This window comes from bacterium, from assembly GCA_030530825.1.
Lineage (GTDB): Bacteria > Patescibacteriota > Saccharimonadia > Saccharimonadales > Saccharimonadaceae > Nanogingivalis.
In genome coordinates this window covers 107,076-123,886 of sequence record JAUMUF010000001.1, presented here as the reverse complement: position 1 = coordinate 123,886, position 16,811 = coordinate 107,076, and the positions used below count along the sequence as shown (strand labels likewise).

Below are 16,811 nucleotides of genomic sequence, written 5' to 3'. Positions count from 1 at the left end.
AAGAGGAAAGTAAAATACCGCCCTTTCGAGCGGAGATTTGAGAGAAAATTATTCAAGTGTGAGGATTTCGACGCCGTCTTCTGTCACGAGAACTGTATGCTCGAAGTGCGCCGACAGCGAGCCGTCACGAGTAAATATATCCCATTCATTGCCGTCACGATTAAACTCAACATCTGATTTTCCGAGAGTTGTCATTGGCTCGATACAAAAAGTGTCGCCGGCCTGAAAACTCACACCTTTACCAGCCTTACCTTGATTAGGCACACTTGGCTCCATATGGATTTTTACGCCAATTCCGTGCCCTGTAAGTTCATACACATTACCAAGTTTGGCTTTTTTTAGTGATTTTTCAACCGCAGCGCCAATGTCACCAGTTTTTACACCTGGCTTCACGACAGAAATTCCCGCCGAAAGCGCTTTTTTAGTTTCATTCAAAAGCATTTTTACCGCGCCTTTAGGCTCTTCACCAATCACAGTAGTCACGGCAGAATCAACCATCATTCCGTCCTTAACAATAACCATATCGAATTTAACCACATCGCCCTTTTCGAAAGGTATAGAATTTGGCACGCCATGAACTACGCAATCGTTGACAGAAATACACACTACACCCGGGAAATTAATATCTGGCGTAAGATAAGCGGACTTAACCCCGTATTGCTGGATTTTTTTGCGAGCAAAGGCGTCAACTTCGAGACCAGTGGTGCCAACTTGAGCAAATTCACAAAGTTCTCGCAAGATCTTTGCCAAGATTTTACCACCCTGCCGCATTGCTTCAATTTGCGCTTCTGTCTTGTTGCCGGTGATTAGATTTCGCACGACTCAATCTCCTCCATTATGCGATCATGCACTTGCCCAACCGAGCCGGTGCCATCAATATGAGCGATTCGCACACCCTTTTCATTAAAATAATTGAGAACAGGATACATCTCTTGACGATAAATCCTTAGGCGCTCATCAATAATCTCAGGCGTATCGTCCATTCGGCCACGGATTTCGAGGCGGCGAAGGAGTTCGCTCCTAGGAACTTCCAAGACGACCACAAGTTCAATATTTCTGCCATGGTGATCTTTATTTTCAAAAAGCCACTCCGCCTGCGCAAGTTGGCGTGGATAGCCGTCCAAAATGACTTTTCTAACCTTATCATTAGCACGAGAAAGCGCCTCGCCCATAATGCGATTAACGATTTCCGGCTCAACCAATTTACCTGTAGACATTCTTTTAAGAAGTTCTGGATCTTTGCTATCGCGGAGAAGTTGCCCCGCACCAAGCCAACGCCAGTCATTGCGCGCGGCCAGAAGATTGCCCTGAACACTTTTTCCAGCACCTGCCGGACCAAAAAATACAATCATTAAATTCCTTTTGTTTTGTTAAATTTTATCAAAACCATTTTAGCATATTTTGCGCAAAATTAAAACTCCCGGAGGAGTTTTAACTGCTTAAACAAAGTAAAGAGCTTCTTCATCACGTATAAAAATTTGCCCCGGATATTTACCATCATTTACAGGCTTGAACTCTTCCTTATTAAGAAGATCATTTAACAAATCCTTTCGATAATTAAATCCATAATCCAGCCTCTCAGCATGGGTCAATCCACTAATTGAGATATTTTTATAGTCCTGCCTAATTATAGCACTCCAGACAGGAAGCTCCGCCAACCTCTCAAATGTCCTAACCTCCATAGGAATATTATATCTCTCAAAAATTTCACGAGGAGTATGAAAAGAGTACGGCATAACTTCATTTCTATCAAACATCATCCTATCATAGCCAGTGGTGCTATCCCGCATATTTCTACGCACCTCATCCTCATTATTGATCAGATAATCCTTAGCATCGATAAAATTTCTCGAGTCACCATAGTCGTCTATATGGACCCTATATTTAGGATAATTGTTATTATTGCCACCAAAAGGACCCCCTCTATCCACCTCTATGGTAGCAAAAACATATCGTACGGACCATATTGTCCACACCGCAAATCATCTTGAGCAAAAACTCTACCAATACCACTAAAAGACATAAAGACCGCCATAAATCCAGCCAGTACGAAATTAAATATTTTACTCGACTTCTTACTAAATTTTACCAAATAAACAGTAACAATAGCCAAGATTGCAACAACAATCAGCAAGATCGCCATCTCACTGCCTGACCCAAAGCCTGTATTGGGCGATTTTATATCATTAGCATTATGTCTAGCAGAAACTTGCGTCTGAGTAGATCCCGTTCCAGCAACAGCAAGCTCATTATCGGCGCACTCTCGCTTCTTAAAATTATTGTCTTCCAGCAACTGGGTCAGTGCGTCAACTGCTTCTTCTCTGGTCTTGAAAGATTTATCGTTAAGAGAAGAAAAATCAATCTCTTTATCCATATTACATCTCCTTTTTATATTAAAACACTTATGGTTATTTTAACATATTACAGTATACTGGGTCAACAAAAATCAAGCCCAAGGCTCGATTTTTTAATAAAATTCCTCGCAGTACCAATCTCCACCCTCAAGATGTATGGCAACAATTGAAGTATTTCTGCTATCCCTTGAGGGATAAAACGCCTCCCCGTGAGCGGAAGAAATATCGCAAGATCCACGCAAGACTATTTGGAGCCTACCAACAAATTCATCATATACAGATCGCCTTGGGTGGCGCACAAAAGGAGGAGCCGAGCCTCTAGTAAAAATAGAAACACGCTCAATCTCTGCCGGGAAATTCTGACCATCGAGATAGCTCTCGATGCCTGCGTAATCTTGACCGTTGGTAAACCACCCACCATCTCTTCTTGTAAAAATATAGCTGTCGTGAGCTGAACCGTATCTTAACTCTCTACCACCATTAGACCGATATGCTTGAATCATTGATATAGTTTTTGCTACTGCATCCTTTCTGGCCTGATCGCGCAGGCTTCTCTGAATAGCAGGCAAAGCCAAGAATACAGCCAAAAATATCAGACCAGCAATAGCTAAAACAAGAACTACCTCTATAATAGTAAAGCCATTATTATGCTTATGTTCCATAGCTAAATAATATCATTATCAGGGTAGCACTGTCAATAAATAAAGAAAATCGAGCCATAAAAGACCCGATTTTTGTATTATTTCGAAAGCAATTCCTTAACAATTTGCGAAAGAAGCGCGCCGTCGGCTGAATTTCCAAATTTCGCCTTAGCGGCACCCATTACCGCACCCATTTGCTTCATCGATTTTTCTTCCAATTTGGCAATTTCTGCTTCGACGAAACTTCGGATTTCTTCTTCGCTCGCCATTTCTGGCAAATATTTTGCGAGAATCTCCGCCTCACGCAACTCATTTTCTGCGCGCTCGGCATCCAAAAGTGCCGCAGCCTCTTTGCGCTTTTTAACTTCTCGCGCTACAACCGCTTCAATCTCAGAGTCGGTCAAACCTTCTTCGCGCTTGTTTTTGGCCACTTCTTCGTTTAAAATTGCTGCTTTCAGTCCCTTTATTGTGTCAGCGGTAAAACTATCGCGCGCCAACATCGCGGTTTTCAAATCTGCGTTGATCTGATCTTTCATTTTTCTCCTTTCAAAATTAAATTATCGAGAATCTCTCCCAAAAAAACAAAATCCAGCCTCTCGACTGGAATTTGTGATTTAGCGAATACCAAGTCGCATTTTCATTGTTTTTTCAGCACGACGCTCGTTACGGATGATCGCTTTTTTACGGCGCTCAGACTTGCTGATTGGCTTAGAAAATCGCATAGACGCCTTAGCCTCGCTCAAAACTCCACTTTGTAGAACTTTGCGATTGAATCGGCGAATAATATTCTCGTTCGCTTCCTTCTGGTCTTTTCTTGTTACACTAATACTCATACTGACACCATTTTATCACCTTTTTTTCGAAAAATCAACTGTTTTATTTTGACAAAAGTTCAGAGTAAATTTGTCGAAGCTGTTCGCCGATTTTCTCCAAACTTCGCTCTTTGGCAACTTCGAAGCCTTTTTCTTTCGTCGAATCAAACAATCCGTCAAAATAAAGTCGAATTTTTTCCGTAAATTCTGCGTTATTTTCACCCATAAAACAGTTCTTGTTTTTAACAAGCCAACCGTCATAAACGCCAATATCTCTGACCAAAACCTGACATTTTGAAGCAAGCGCCTCAAGAACCACAATCCCCTCAGTTTCTTCGTAGCTCGGGAAGAAAAACAAATCCGCACTCGAAAACGCGCCCTGAATAATTTCGCCGTCAATGTAGCCGGGCAAAATCACATTTTCTGGCTTGTTTTTGATGGCTTTTTTTACGTTTTCAGTGAGGAGCGCCGGCACAGTATAGCCAAACCAAATAAATTTTACCTCTGGAAATTGCCGTGCGACTTCGCAAAAATCTGGCAAACCCTTTCTTTCAAAATAATGTCCAACCGAAATCACAACTTTTTGGTTTTTCGAAAGGTTGAAATATTTTCGAAACTTGGCGATTTTTTTATCATCTGGCGCAAATTTCTCCAAATCAATACCGTTCGAAATCGGCACAATCGGCGGCCGAAGATTGTATTTTTCGAGCAAACTCTTTGAATAAGGCGTCGGCGTTGGCAAAATATCCGCCGTGTTGTAGCATTTTTTGAGCCACTTCTTGAAAATCGGCGCAAGCAGATTAGAGAACGCAAAAGAATTTCGAAAATCCTCCTCTGTTGAGTGCGCGTGAAAAACAACTTTTTTGCCCATTTTTCGAGCTTTTTTTGCCAAAAAATAAGATTGCGGATTGATTGTGTTGAGATGAACAATGTCGAAATCGGCATTTTTATCAAAAGTAAAATCAACGCCAGCCAGTTCAAGCGCGCGCTCTTGATGCTTCATTGCGCGTCCAACGCCACTTTTGGCGAAAGTTTTTTCATCATCTCTGAATAATAAAATTTTCATAATTTCTCCCTTTCTAAAAATAAAATTTGTCCTTCAACCGATTTTCTGCCTTGCCATTCATTCAGGCTAAGGCTGAATTGAACACGTAACTTTTCACCAATCTCTGCCTTGAACTCATCTGGCGCATTGAATTTTATCATTCTCATCTCGTTCTCGCCATCAGTTAAAGTCAATTTTATGTGTTGCTTTTTATCGCCCATATCTTGTCGAGCCACAACTCGGGCGTTACGAATTTCGAAAATCGGCTCTTCATTACCTTTGCCAAACGGCTCCAACTTTGAAATTTCATCATAAAGTTCAAGATTAATTGGTGAGAAATCTTCAATTTCGATATCGGTTTGCGGCAAGATTGAGGCAATTTCTTCTTCCCTATTTAGCCCAAGTTGATCATAAAAATCGTTGGCTAATTTTCGAAATTCATCAATTTTGTTGGTCGAAAGTGTCACTCCAGCCGCCGCATCGTGACCGCCACCCTTGATGATCAGACCATCGACTTCGCGCGCCTTATCAATCAATTTCGAAGCAGAAAATTGGCCAAAACTTCGCGCCGATCCTTTGGCGACTTCACCTTCAATCGAGATTACAAAAACCGGCCGCTTGAACTTTTCAACAAGTCCGCTCGCAACAATGCCAATGATGCCGTCGTTGAAATTCTCATCCGCCACAACCAGAACTTTGTCGTTCTCCATTTTCGAAGCCTTTTCTATGGCAATTTCGAGCGCATCAGATTGAAATTTACGGCGGCGCTTATTGAGTTCATCGAGATTTTTGGCTTTTTCGAGTGCAAGAAACGGATCTTTTTCAGTCAAAAGGTCGAGAGCGATTTCAGCAGAGTCAAGCCGACCAGCGGAGTTGATCCTGGGCCCAATCACAAAGCCGAGCGTAGAAGAAGAAATTTTGGAAATTCCAGCGTAGGCCAGAAGCGATTTTAGACCCGCACGGCGAGTTTTTTCAAGAACTTTTAGACCAAAAAACGTATTTTGGCGATTTTCGATAGTTTGCTCCATAATATCACAGACGGTGCCAAGAGCAACAAGATCAAGAAGCCATTTCTCTTGGCCACTATCGAGCCCAGAAAGCCGAGTTTGAAGAGCCTGAACCAGCTTGAAAGCCACGCCCACTCCAGCAAACTTCTCCGCGCCAGCATATCTGTTTTCCGCCCTTCGAGGATTGACTACGGCGATGGCATTTGGTTGGACTTGGGCGATATTGTGGTGATCTGTTACGATTGTGTCTATACCGAATTGTTGTGCAATGTCAATCTCTGCGTGATTAAGAGAGCCACAGTCGACTGTCAAAATTAACTTAGTTCCGCGCTCAGCCAACTCTCTCACGCCTCGCTCATTCATTCCATAACCATCTCTGAATCTATCTGGCAAGAAAAAATCCACATTCTCAAAACCAAATTTTTCAAAAGCATCCAAAATCAGCGCAGAAGCACTCACGCCATCGACATCGTAATCGCCGTAAATCGTAATTTTTTCTTGCTTTTCTCTCGCCCGAACAAGCCTATCGACTGCTTTCTCCATATCTGGTAAAAGAAACGGGTCGCTCTGATTTTCGTAATCTGGATTTAAAAAAGCGTCAAGATTCTCTTGAGAAATTCCACGACGAGATAAGATTTTTTCGACAATCTCTTTCGAAGTCATTCCGATCTTCTACTCCGATTTTTGCGCGGTCAATTTGGCTGCATTTTTATGCTGTGTTCTGACCTTAACTACAATAGATTGGAGTTCTGAAAAGAACAAAAAATCAGTTTTAACTGAAAACACAAAAGTATTTTTCTTTTTTTCTTTAGTTAAAAAGCCAGCCTTTTCCAACTTCAAAAGTTCACGTTGAACATTACCGGCATCTTCTTTCAAAAGTTTAGCAAGCCCCCGCGAGTGCATTTTTATGGCAGGATACGATACAAAAAACACAACCAACTTGCGTTTAACTCGTGATGTGATAAAAATATCCAAATCTACCATAATTCCCTCTTTTCATCTATTTTACTTGATTTTGGATTGAATTTCAAGGCTGGTTTTTGTCAAAATTTAATCCAAAGTGTTATAATAGAAAAATGAAATATTGGGAAATCGCACCAATCAAAATTGTCCGTGACGGAGCGGAATTTTTTACTTATTTTTCTTGCGAAGAAGTTTCTCGTGGCGATATTGTCGAAATTCCTGTTGGCTCAAAAAAGATGATAGGCGTGGTTTGGCGCGAAGTCGAAAAGCCCGATTTCGAAACAAAAGAAATCTCAAGAATAATCTCAAAAAATCTCCCAGAACATATTTTGAGATCTGCCGAGTGGATGAGAGATTTTTACGCTACACCCTTACCACAGATTTTGAGCGGAATTTTACCGACCGGAATATCAAAAAACCGCCGAATTTCAAAAAAGTCTGAACAAAAAATTTCTTCAATCGACAACAGTCCTTGTATAAATTTTTTATACAACCAAGAACAGATTGAAGCCATTGAAAAACTCGACAAAATCTCGAGCGGAACGACACTCATTCACGGCATCACGGGCTCTGGAAAAACTGAAATTTACATAAATCAAGCCAAAAAAATGCTTTTCGAAAAGCAAAAATCAGCCATAATTTTAGTTCCAGAAATCGCTCTAACTTCGCAACTCGTCGCCAATTTTTCGCGAGAATTTTCGAACATAAAAATAATCCATTCGCGCTTAACTGAAGCCGAACGGCACAAAATTTGGCTTTCAATTCTCAACGATGCCGAGCCTCAACTTATCATTGGAGCGCGTTCGGCGATTTTTTCGCCAGTTAAAAATCTTGGCTTAATTGTGATTGATGAGTGTCACGAGCCGACTTTCAGGCAAGATCAAACGCCCAAATATTCTGCGCTTCGAGCGGCGAGTTTTTTGGCGAAACAGTTCCAAATTAAAGCGATTTTTGGCTCAGCAACGCCATCAGTCGAAGATTATTTTCTCGCGGATATTGCCGAAAAAAATGGTGGCAATCCAATAATTCGACTTAAAAATCTCGCCAAATCAACCGCCCAGCCACCCGATATCCACCTTATAGATATTTCAAAAAAGGAAAATTTGAAGCACCGATTTTTTTCAAACAAACTTCTCGAAGAGATGAAAAAAACTCTTAAAGAAGGTAAGCAGGTCCTGATTTATCACAACCGTCGCGGATCGGCGAGCATTACAATGTGTCATAATTGCGGCTGGCAAGCGCTATGCAAGAATTGCTTTCTACCGATGACGCTTCATCATGATAAGCATATTTTGGCGAGCCATATTTGCGGCCATAGAGAGAAAGTTCCCCTAGTCTGCCCAGATTGTGGCGAGCCAGAAATCATACACAAAGGCATTGGCACCAAAATGATTGAAGAAGAGATACGCAAGATTTTTCCTGATAAAAAAATCGCACGCTTTGACGCGGATTCAGGCAAAGAAGAAACCGTCGAAAAACTCTACGTAGAAATTCGAAGTGGCGAAATCGACATCATCATCGGCACGCAAGTCATCGCCAAAGGACTTGATTTGCCATTACTTAAGACCGTAGTTGTCGTTCAGGCTGATGCTGGATTGAGTTTGCCTGATTTTAATTCGAGCGAACGAAATTTTCAACTTCTATCACAAGTTGTTGGGAGAGTTGGGCGTCATGACGACGACACCAATGCGGTGATTCAGACTTACCAGCCCGATGCGCCTTCGATAAAATTGGGCATAAATCAAGATTACGATGGTTTCTATAATTTCGAAATTAAAAATCGTGAAGCCCAAAATTACCCGCCCTTCGTTCATATGCTAAGATTGACCTGTGTTTATAAAACTGAAAAATCCGCCGTAGCAAATGCGCAAAAAGCGGCGAAGAAAATTCGAGAGGAATTTAGCGGAAAGGTCCAGATTTTTGGCCCAACACCTGCATTTTATGAGCGAGTTGGCGACACTTATCGCTGGCAAATTGTAATCAAAAGCAAAAAACGCGCACACCTCACACAGATCGCACGGCAATTTCAGACTAAAGCCCACTGGCGGGCAGATTTGGATGGCGGGCTGATTTAATTACACTTTTAAACCAAAATATGCTATAATTTAACATAATGAAAGCAGAAAATATTATCACCCTACCCAATCCAAATCTCAGAAAAAAGGCGGAGAGAGTTCATTTTATAAATGATGAAATCAGGCAAATTATTCAAGATATGATCGATGCAAGCCTCGACTGGGAAAAGCACCACCCGCATGAGATATCGGCGGCGCTAGCGGCCCCACAGATCGATCAACTTTACAAAATCGTGATCGTTCGTGCGGATCTTGATGATAAGTCCAACCAAGAATTTGTCGCACTCATCAACCCAGAAATTGTCAAATTTGAAGGTAAAATTGTCGAAGATTTTGAGGGCTGTCTCTCGATCAAAGGAATTTACGGAAAAGTCCCCCGCCACAGCAAAATCCGCGTTAAGGCGCTAGATATCAATGGCGAGGAGATTCGTATCAAGGCGCAAGACTTCCTTGCGAGAGTTCTTCAGCATGAGATTGACCATACCAATGGTGTGCTATTTATCGATCATATCAGGGACAAAAAGCACGCATTTTATCAACTCAACGACCGCGGAGAACTTCAGCCATTAAATTACGAGAAAGACATCAAGAACAATCAAGATTTGTGGGAGGATTTGGATGAAGAATAGCCGTCCGATCGTCTTTTTCGGTACGGAAGATTTTTCTGCAGCCAGTCTTGAGGCACTTATTTCGAAAGGCTTTGAAGTAGCAGCGGTTGTCACTAAACCCGATTCAAAAAAAGGTCGTGGACAAAAACTCACCCCGCCAAAAGTCAAAATAATCGCTGAAAAACACCAAATACGCGTCCTACAGCCCTCAAAAATGGCAGAAATCGTCCCATTTGTAGAAAGCCTTCCAATACGCCCAATCGGTGTTCTGGTGAGTTTTGGCCGGATTATTCCGCAATCAATCATTGACCTTTTCGACGGCGGAATTATCAATGTTCATCCTTCACTTTTGCCAAAATATCGAGGTCCAAGCCCAATAGAAAGCGCGATTCTCAATGGAGATGATACAACTGGTATCTCAATAATGGGCCTAACCAAAGACATGGATGCGGGACCAATCTACATCCAATCGGAGTTTCCAATTTCTAGCCAAGTAACCGCCAAGACTCTTTACGAAATGTGCGAGTCCAAAGGTGCAACTCTTCTATCTCAGTCGCTTGAGCAAATCATGCGCGGCGACATTCTACCATCTGAGCAAAATCACAAACAGGCCACCTACTGCTCTCTTTTGTCCAAAAATGACGCTCTGCTCGATCCTTCCAGATTAACTGCCGATCAAGCAGAAAGGCAAATCCGCGCCTTCGAGATTTTCCCCAAAAGTAAGATAGAAATTGGAGAAAATACAGTGATTGTTAATTCCGCTGAAGTTTGCGATATTTCAAGCAGTTCACCTCTTGAAATCAAATTCAAGGACGGCAAATTCTTAAAAATCCTAACTCTAACCGCTCCAAGTGGTAAAAAAATATCGGCAGAAGAATTTGCTCGTGGATACTTGAGATAATCTCAAAAATCGCCCCAATACTGGAGCGATTTTATTTAACCAATAATTTTAGAGATATTTTCTCGAAGTTCCGTCTTCATCTCTGAAGTCACATCTTGAACAATTTGCGCAAAATCTGGACGATTAAGTTGGAGCCACTTCATGCCGGCATATTCTGTTATAACATTAACGCCTTCCGCGCCACCATTTTGACGTACAAACGCCTGATAAATCTCGTCATCACGATAGTTTGGTGCATTGCCAAAAATCCAACTCTGCACAAAATCCGCATTTCCGTCAATAATCATCTCGAATTCTTCAAGTTTTTCCATTGGCATACCGTCAGAAATTCTCTCTCCAACGCGCACTTCAACCTCTTCTTGAATGTGCGATTTGAACGCAGAGCGCTCCGACTCAGGCATTTGATTTACGCCAATTTCTTCAAAAAATTTCTCATCTAATTCAAACATATTTACCTCGTTTCTTCTTCCATTTTAGCATAAGCGGGAAGTTTTAGCAAATAAAATCCGCCCTTTTGGAGCGGATTTATACTATTTTTGATTCTTTTTCCGGTTTCGACGGATAGACTTCTTAACGGCAAGATAGTCACTTGTATTTTCGATAGTAAAATCTGGACGCATTCGTCTGTTATTATTTATACGAGCCTCATCAATAACCCATTCATTTAGTTCGGAAATATCCCTATTAGCCTGCTCTTCTATTCTATCTATACTTTCATTAAAGCCAGTTATTATATTTTTAGAGACTTCGTCGCTATACTCTTGATTCAAGTAGTCATCATACTTTTTATAGTATTTATCTGCAACCTTAGACGCACTAAATCCAGAGGTTATAAAATCCCAACCTTTCTGAAAAATACTTCGCCTAGATAGATTATATTCAGCTTCGCTTTTTAGTTTTTGAAGGGTGGAAGTCTTTTCTCTTTGATCTATTTCCCTATGAAAATCCTGGCGTTGCTTAAATTCCTTAGTCCAATATTCCCGACGATCTTCAATATCTTTCTCTCTAGACCAGAAATTGACCTGCTCTCTTGCCCTATCAAGCCTATCCTTAGATGTTTCGCCAGCATTAATAGACTCGTGAAGTCCGATCTTTTCTGTTCGGTTAAACCTTCCTGAGACTTTCACCTCGGCTAGTTCTCGTCGGCTTTGCTCTTCTTTCATTTCTGCAATCTCCGCAGGTGTCATTTCCCACTGAGAAGCAGAAGAATCATTAGACTGCTCCATTTTGTTGAAATCTTTCATTTTTGAAAAATCCTTTCTTTTTGTTTTTATTTTTATAATTTACGCTTTGATTATACCATACCCCCCCCCCCCCCATCTTGTCAAGAGTTTTTGCGGACAAAATAAAATCCCCCGATGCTTCGAGAGATTTTATAGGATTTTTGAAAAGTGTTTTTAGCCTTTGAGCTTTCGAGCTACAACTTCTCGAGTGAAGAATTCTAGGCGATCGCCGATTTCTAGTTGGATTTTCTTCTGAGTTTTTAGAGAAAGACCACACATTTCTCCTTCGATAACGTCTTTAGCTTCTTGCTGTTGGCGCTGAACGCTAGAAAGTTCAACTTCTGCAAGAATCTCTTTCTTGCGGATAACTCGCGCAAGCAGACCAGCATAAACTTTACCAGATTTTACCTCGCCACCAGCAATGATCTCTTCTTTCATTGTGCGGAAAACACCCTTAACCTCAAGTGAGCCAATTTCCATTTCGACAACTTCGGGCGCAAGAAGTTTTTCTATTTCTTGACGCGCATCATCAAGAAGTTCATAAATAACTTTATAAATTCGAACTTCGACACGATCGCGAGTAGCGATTTTTTTAATAGCAGGCGGAAGTTCAACGTTAAATCCGTAAATAATTGTATTTTCACCTGCGGCAGCGAGATGGATATCGTTTTCAGTAATATTACCAATACCTGATCCGACTACGCTAAGATTAACCTCTCCACCAGTATCGATGAGCCTGAGACTGTCAGAAACAGAGGTCAGAGAACCCTGAACATCCGCTTTAATAACAATATTAAAATCTTCCGCATCGCGCTTTTGTGTCATCATCTTTAAGAGATCAGCAGAGGTAGTGTTGGCGGTAGCGGCATTCTGGGCGGCTTCAATCTTGGCGGCTTGAGCCAAATTTCGCGCTTCTTTTTCATTTTTTACAATCTTGAAAATATCGCCAAATTGTGGAAGTTCCTTGAATCCAGTAACCGTAACTGGAGTGGAAGGTCCAGCCTTTTTCATATTCTCACCTTTGAAATCAAGAAGAGTTCTAACTTTTCCGTAAGTTGTGCCAGCGATAAGAAAATCACCCTGCTTGATATCGCCCTGCTCCACAAGAAGAGAAACAACCGAGCCTTTACCAACTTCCATATGAGATTCGATCACAAGCCCTTCAGCAGGAATACCAGTGTCGGCGCGGAGTTCTTCCATATCAGCAGTCAAAAGCACCATATCGAGAAGATTATCAATTCCATCACCCTTGAGAGCAGAAATTGGCACCATAATAGTATCTCCACCCCACTCTTCTGGCATTAAGCCACGCTCGGCAAGTTGACCTTTAACAAGATCTGGATTGGCAGTATCTTTATCCATTTTATTGATAGCAACGACAATCTTGGCGTTGGCGTTTTGCGCAAAGCGAATCGCCTCAATTGTCTGGGGCTTAACACCATCATCTGCAGCCACAACAATTACCACTACATCAGTTAGAGTTGCTCCGTGCTGTCTAAGCGCCGCAAAAGCCTCGTGCCCAGGAGTATCAAGAAGAGTGATAGGACGACCGTTTCGAACAGTCTGATAAGCGGAAATGTGCTGGGTAATTCCACCCGCCTCACCGCTAACAGTTTTTGTGCTGAGAATTGTGTCAAGAAGCGTCGTCTTACCGTGGTCAACGTGGCCCATTACCGCAACAATCGGCGGACGAGGCTCGGCATTTTCAGATATTTCTCGCTTTCTTTCTAACTTCGAAGAAACAGCCGAAGCCTTTTCTTTCTTCTGAAGTTCAACATCTCCAAGCCCGAGTTCCTCGACAATGATTGTGGCTGTCTCGAAATCGATCCGTTGGTTAATTGTAGCAACAATGCCGTTTTTGAAAAGTTCACCAATCAGAGTGGTTACAGGTAAATTCAACGCACCCGCAAGTTCATCAACTGTAATTGAATCTGTAATATTGACGATTTTCTTTTGATTCATATAACCTCCTCTGGTTTTAATTTTCATACGCTGAAGTCTCGAAACCAACTTCGAAAGCCGATTTCGAGCATTTCAACGCAAGAATTTAATTTTCTTTTGTCGAAATTATTTAGCCAAAGACAATGAAATCTTTCGGCCGTCTTTGTCGATGTCGATAACGACAAAGTCTTTTCGCTCGTTAAGAGTGAAAATGTTCTCTGGGTTGACATCGTTGCCTTTGCCAAGTTCAGAAACATGAACAAGCGCTTCAATCGCTGGAGAAATCTGAACGAACGCACCAAAAGGTGTGATTCGAGTTACAGTTCCTTCAACTTTTGAGCCTTTTTTGAATTGCTCAACTTCTGTAAGCCAAGGATCTTCTGTTAGTTGCTTCATCGAAAGGCTGAGACGATCCTTGTCGATAGCAATAATTTTAGCCTTGATGCTGTCGCCGATCTTGACGTAGTCTTTTGGATTATTTACACGTTCCCAAGAAATTTCTGAGATGTGGACAAGACCTTCGATACCTTCGATATTGACGAAAACTCCAAAGTCTACAACGCCAGTTACGACGCCTTCAACTTCATCGCCGATTTTGAGGCTTTCGAATCGCTCGTTGAGGCCATCTTTGATGGCTTCTTTTTCGCTGAAGATCAACTTGTTGGTCTTTCGGTCAGCATCGAGAATTCGAACAGCGATAGACTTGTTGATGAGCGCGTTAAGACGGCTCAAAATCTCATCCTTGTCGCTTGCGCCAACTCGTGGGTAATGCTCAGCAGACAATTGAGAAACTGGCAAGAATCCGCGGATTCCTTCGTATTCTACAAGTAGTCCACCTCGATTTGCATCGAAAGGCACAACTTCGATGATTTCGCCGCTTTCGAGTTTAGCGAGAACTTCTTCCCAACCGCGATCTTTTGCGGCTTTGCGGAGAGAAAGCAATACCAAGCCGTTGTCCATCTCTGAGTCAACTACGCTGGCGGTAACTTCTTCACCTTCTGTTAAATTGCGAGAGAATCCTGCTTCTCGGCGTGGGACCATACCTACGCCTCGCGCACCCAAATCCACCAAAATTTCATGCTTTTTGACGGAAAGGATAACACCTTCAACGATCTCTCCCTGAGTTAGTTGGTTGATTTCTGCGGACGCCAACAATTCGTCCATAGTTAGTTTTTTGGCTGTTGCCATAAGTCTTTTAAGACTCCTTCCTTCATTGTATTTCTTTGAACAAATCTAAAAAATCTGCTCATAAGATTATTTCCATTATACCTTTTATCAGAATAAAAATCAAGGTTTTTATTTTATATCAAACAGTGGTAAAATGGAAATATGAGAGAAAAGTTTTTGGAGCGACTGCGGGCGGATTTTACTCAGTTTGAATTTGTGTGCGACCATTCATTTCATTGGAATTTAGAAAAAAATTCAATTTTTTACACCGAAGACCAAGACTTCGAAGCCAAAATCCTCCATGAACTCGGTCACGCACTTTGCGGTCATCGTAATTTCGAGAAAGACATCGATCTCTTAAAAATGGAACTCGAAGCGTGGGAGCAGGCCAAAATAGTAGCGCAACACTACGGAGTGAAGATTCCGCAAGATTTAATAGAAGACCATCTCGATACATACCGCGATTGGCTACACAAACGAAGCCTCTGCCCAAATTGTCAAATCAATGGCTTCCAGATGAAAAATGGCGATTATAAATGCGTAAATTGCCAGCAAATTTGGCACAACAACGACGCCAAATTTACAGAACTACGCCGGTATAAAAAATAGACCTCTTTCGAAGTCTATTTTTTATTATTCGAATTTTATTACTCGCCAATTCGAACGGCGATGTTTGTGGTTTCAGAAATTTCATTCGCCACGATTGATTTCTTTGCTGGTCCGCGACGAGAGATTCGACCGCCCTTTCTACCAGCCTCACGAGCGAGTTCGCGGTTGGCAGCAAAGCCACCAGTCGTTCCGTTTTTACCACCCTTTCGCCCAATCATTGCGTAAAAATCTTTACCATATTTTGCTTTATTTGTTGCAGCAGCCTTTGCGCCACCTGCTTTTGTTCCAGCCATTTGATCTCCTTTGTTCTTAAATTATTAATCTTTTTTGCTGATTATGTTTTTAGTATATCACACCTTATGCTTTTTGTCAATATTTACACAAGCATATTTTTATGTTTTTATATGTTTATATTTTCCCATCTGTAGTATGTTATAATATAATAATGAAAATACGCATAAATAATGCCTTCAACAGACAATTATTACCGCAAATTGGTATATTTTTTCTGCCCAAAAATATACAAACAAAGAAGCAAAATAAGGCCATTTCAGCGTTGGTTTTAGAGAATATGGATAAACTCCCATTTTTTACAGAAAAAGAGATTTTAGACTATAAAAACAGCGCCAAAACCATAAAATTCTGGCACGGAACAGGTGAATTCGAATATCGCAATAGAGAAATTAAGCCTATCTTCAAAAATATATTAAAGCATGGCCTAAAAGTTCAGCAAGATGATTATCTTGTGATTTATTCCGAAAAACTCCGGATGAAGTCAATATCTTTCGTAGAGGACCGAACTATCGCTCGATGCTATGCAGACATACATAACTACGGAAAGCCTGATTTTCGTTTCGGAGATAGCATTTTCTGGATTGTGCGACATTACACAAAAATGTATATTTTGGCTTATACTACACATTCATTAAGGAGTCTTTTCAATATAATGAAGTGGAGAAGATTGAATAACATAGGCTCAGATAAGTCGTGGAGCGGAAAAGTAAATAAAGCAGCAAGAAACACTTGGGAGTCTTTTGAAAAATATTCTGATATCGAGGGTAATTTTCCGGTGATTTTAGGCGTAAAAAGACTCGAGAGGACTGCAAGACTGCCTAAAATCTTTAGCGATACAGAAACTCGTTCTCTCGAAAATGTATCCTTCAAGGACATTAGCCATATCGAAATTCCCTTAAATCTAATGAAAGATCTTTCTCCAAAAATCAAAAAGGCAAATCCTGATATCAAAATATTTCCTATTGAACTTGGCGAATTGGTTTTATTCCAGAAACATAAACAATAATTATATACGAAAAAATCTCCCCTATTCGGAGAGATTTTTTATAATTGAGCACCGTGCTAGTTTCCCGCTTTCGCAGTATAATCGCCGCTACTGGGCTTGACTTCTGTGTTCGGAATGAGAACAGGTATTTCCCCAGCGCCATGGGCACCCAAAAAAGGTTTTGAG

20 protein-coding genes and 1 rRNA gene are annotated in these 16,811 nt (G+C 41.3%); 5 read left to right on the top strand and 16 right to left on the bottom strand.

Translation table 11 applies throughout. The annotated features are described in order from the left end of the window. Positions 1-48 precede the first annotated feature (48 nt). From map to Q4A21_00640, 10 genes are all read right to left on the bottom strand, one after another. Positions 49-819, bottom strand: coding sequence for a type I methionyl aminopeptidase (gene map / locus Q4A21_00685; protein MDO4902058.1), 771 nt, complete (start codon positions 817-819; stop codon positions 49-51). Then, a complete protein-coding gene (locus tag Q4A21_00680) occupies positions 807-1,352 on the bottom strand; it encodes a nucleoside monophosphate kinase (GenBank protein ID MDO4902057.1) in 546 nt (181 codons plus the stop codon). Before Q4A21_00680 ends, map begins: the two co-directional genes overlap by 13 nt. Positions 1,353-1,439: 87 nt before the next feature. Then, positions 1,440-1,931, bottom strand: a complete 492-nt coding sequence (locus tag Q4A21_00675; GenBank protein ID MDO4902056.1) for a hypothetical protein — start codon at positions 1,929-1,931, stop codon at positions 1,440-1,442. A gap of 2 nt (positions 1,932-1,933) precedes the next feature. Beyond that, a complete protein-coding gene (locus tag Q4A21_00670; protein ID MDO4902055.1) occupies positions 1,934-2,374 on the bottom strand; it encodes a hypothetical protein in 441 nt (146 codons plus the stop codon). Between the two features lie 93 nt (positions 2,375-2,467). Then, positions 2,468-3,016, bottom strand: coding sequence for a type II secretion system protein (locus Q4A21_00665; GenBank protein MDO4902054.1), 549 nt, complete (start codon positions 3,014-3,016; stop codon positions 2,468-2,470). Positions 3,017-3,093: 77 nt separating this feature from the next. Beyond that, positions 3,094-3,531, bottom strand: a complete 438-nt coding sequence (locus tag Q4A21_00660; protein MDO4902053.1) for a GatB/YqeY domain-containing protein — start codon at positions 3,529-3,531, stop codon at positions 3,094-3,096. A 78-nt stretch (positions 3,532-3,609) separates the two neighbouring features. Then, on the bottom strand, positions 3,610-3,828 hold the full coding sequence (locus Q4A21_00655) for a 30S ribosomal protein S21 (GenBank protein MDO4902052.1): 219 nt from the start codon (positions 3,826-3,828) through the stop codon (positions 3,610-3,612). A gap of 43 nt (positions 3,829-3,871) precedes the next feature. Next, positions 3,872-4,873, bottom strand: a complete 1,002-nt coding sequence (locus Q4A21_00650) for a glycosyltransferase family 4 protein (protein ID MDO4902051.1) — start codon at positions 4,871-4,873, stop codon at positions 3,872-3,874. Further along, positions 4,870-6,522, bottom strand: coding sequence for a single-stranded-DNA-specific exonuclease RecJ (recJ, locus tag Q4A21_00645; protein MDO4902050.1), 1,653 nt, complete (start codon positions 6,520-6,522; stop codon positions 4,870-4,872). The genes Q4A21_00650 and recJ overlap by 4 nt, the downstream gene beginning before the upstream one ends. A gap of 9 nt (positions 6,523-6,531) precedes the next feature. Further along, a complete protein-coding gene (locus Q4A21_00640) occupies positions 6,532-6,843 on the bottom strand; it encodes an ArsR family transcriptional regulator (GenBank protein ID MDO4902049.1) in 312 nt (103 codons plus the stop codon). Positions 6,844-6,935: 92 nt separating this feature from the next. Here Q4A21_00640 and priA point away from each other — a divergent pair, with 92 nt between their 5' ends. From priA to fmt, 3 genes are read left to right on the top strand one after another with little or no spacing between them, the layout of a single operon-like run. Further along, the gene (gene priA, locus Q4A21_00635; GenBank protein MDO4902048.1) at positions 6,936-8,897 is read left to right on the top strand and encodes a primosomal protein N'; all 1,962 of its coding nucleotides are present in this window, start codon (positions 6,936-6,938) and stop codon (positions 8,895-8,897) included. Between the two features lie 38 nt (positions 8,898-8,935). Next, positions 8,936-9,526 (top strand): peptide deformylase, encoded by a 591-nt coding sequence (gene def, locus Q4A21_00630; protein MDO4902047.1) that lies wholly within the window; start codon positions 8,936-8,938, stop codon positions 9,524-9,526. Next, entirely contained in the window at positions 9,516-10,406 is an 891-nt protein-coding gene (fmt, locus tag Q4A21_00625) for a methionyl-tRNA formyltransferase (protein MDO4902046.1), read from the top strand. The genes def and fmt overlap by 11 nt, the downstream gene beginning before the upstream one ends. A 35-nt stretch (positions 10,407-10,441) precedes the next feature. On the opposite strand, the gene Q4A21_00620 is transcribed toward fmt, so the two are convergent. The 4 genes from Q4A21_00620 to Q4A21_00605 all read right to left on the bottom strand — a co-directional run bounded on the left by Q4A21_00620 (position 10,442) and on the right by Q4A21_00605 (position 14,758). Beyond that, a complete protein-coding gene (locus Q4A21_00620) occupies positions 10,442-10,855 on the bottom strand; it encodes a DUF5663 domain-containing protein (GenBank protein MDO4902045.1) in 414 nt (137 codons plus the stop codon). 81 nt (positions 10,856-10,936) lie between these two features. Continuing rightward, positions 10,937-11,650 carry a hypothetical protein gene (locus Q4A21_00615; protein ID MDO4902044.1) on the bottom strand — a complete coding sequence of 238 codons (714 nt, stop codon included), beginning with the start codon at positions 11,648-11,650 and terminating at the stop codon, positions 10,937-10,939. A gap of 153 nt (positions 11,651-11,803) precedes the next feature. Then, positions 11,804-13,591, bottom strand: a complete 1,788-nt coding sequence (gene infB, locus Q4A21_00610) for a translation initiation factor IF-2 (protein ID MDO4902043.1) — start codon at positions 13,589-13,591, stop codon at positions 11,804-11,806. A 105-nt stretch (positions 13,592-13,696) separates the two neighbouring features. Further along, entirely contained in the window at positions 13,697-14,758 is a 1,062-nt protein-coding gene (locus Q4A21_00605) for a S1 RNA-binding domain-containing protein (GenBank protein ID MDO4902042.1), read from the bottom strand. 141 nt (positions 14,759-14,899) lie between these two features. Between Q4A21_00605 and Q4A21_00600 the strand changes: the two genes are divergently transcribed. Beyond that, entirely contained in the window at positions 14,900-15,346 is a 447-nt protein-coding gene (locus Q4A21_00600; GenBank protein MDO4902041.1) for a hypothetical protein, read from the top strand. A 38-nt stretch (positions 15,347-15,384) separates the two neighbouring features. Here the strand turns inward: Q4A21_00600 and Q4A21_00595 are convergent, their stop codons facing one another. Beyond that, positions 15,385-15,639, bottom strand: a complete 255-nt coding sequence (locus Q4A21_00595; GenBank protein ID MDO4902040.1) for a KGG domain-containing protein — start codon at positions 15,637-15,639, stop codon at positions 15,385-15,387. Between the two features lie 152 nt (positions 15,640-15,791). Between Q4A21_00595 and Q4A21_00590 the strand changes: the two genes are divergently transcribed. Beyond that, positions 15,792-16,646 carry a hypothetical protein gene (locus Q4A21_00590; GenBank protein MDO4902039.1) on the top strand — a complete coding sequence of 285 codons (855 nt, stop codon included), beginning with the start codon at positions 15,792-15,794 and terminating at the stop codon, positions 16,644-16,646. Between the two features lie 43 nt (positions 16,647-16,689). Here the strand turns inward: Q4A21_00590 and rrf are convergent. Further along, positions 16,690-16,798, bottom strand: a 5S ribosomal RNA gene (gene rrf / locus Q4A21_00585). Positions 16,799-16,811 lie beyond the last annotated feature (13 nt).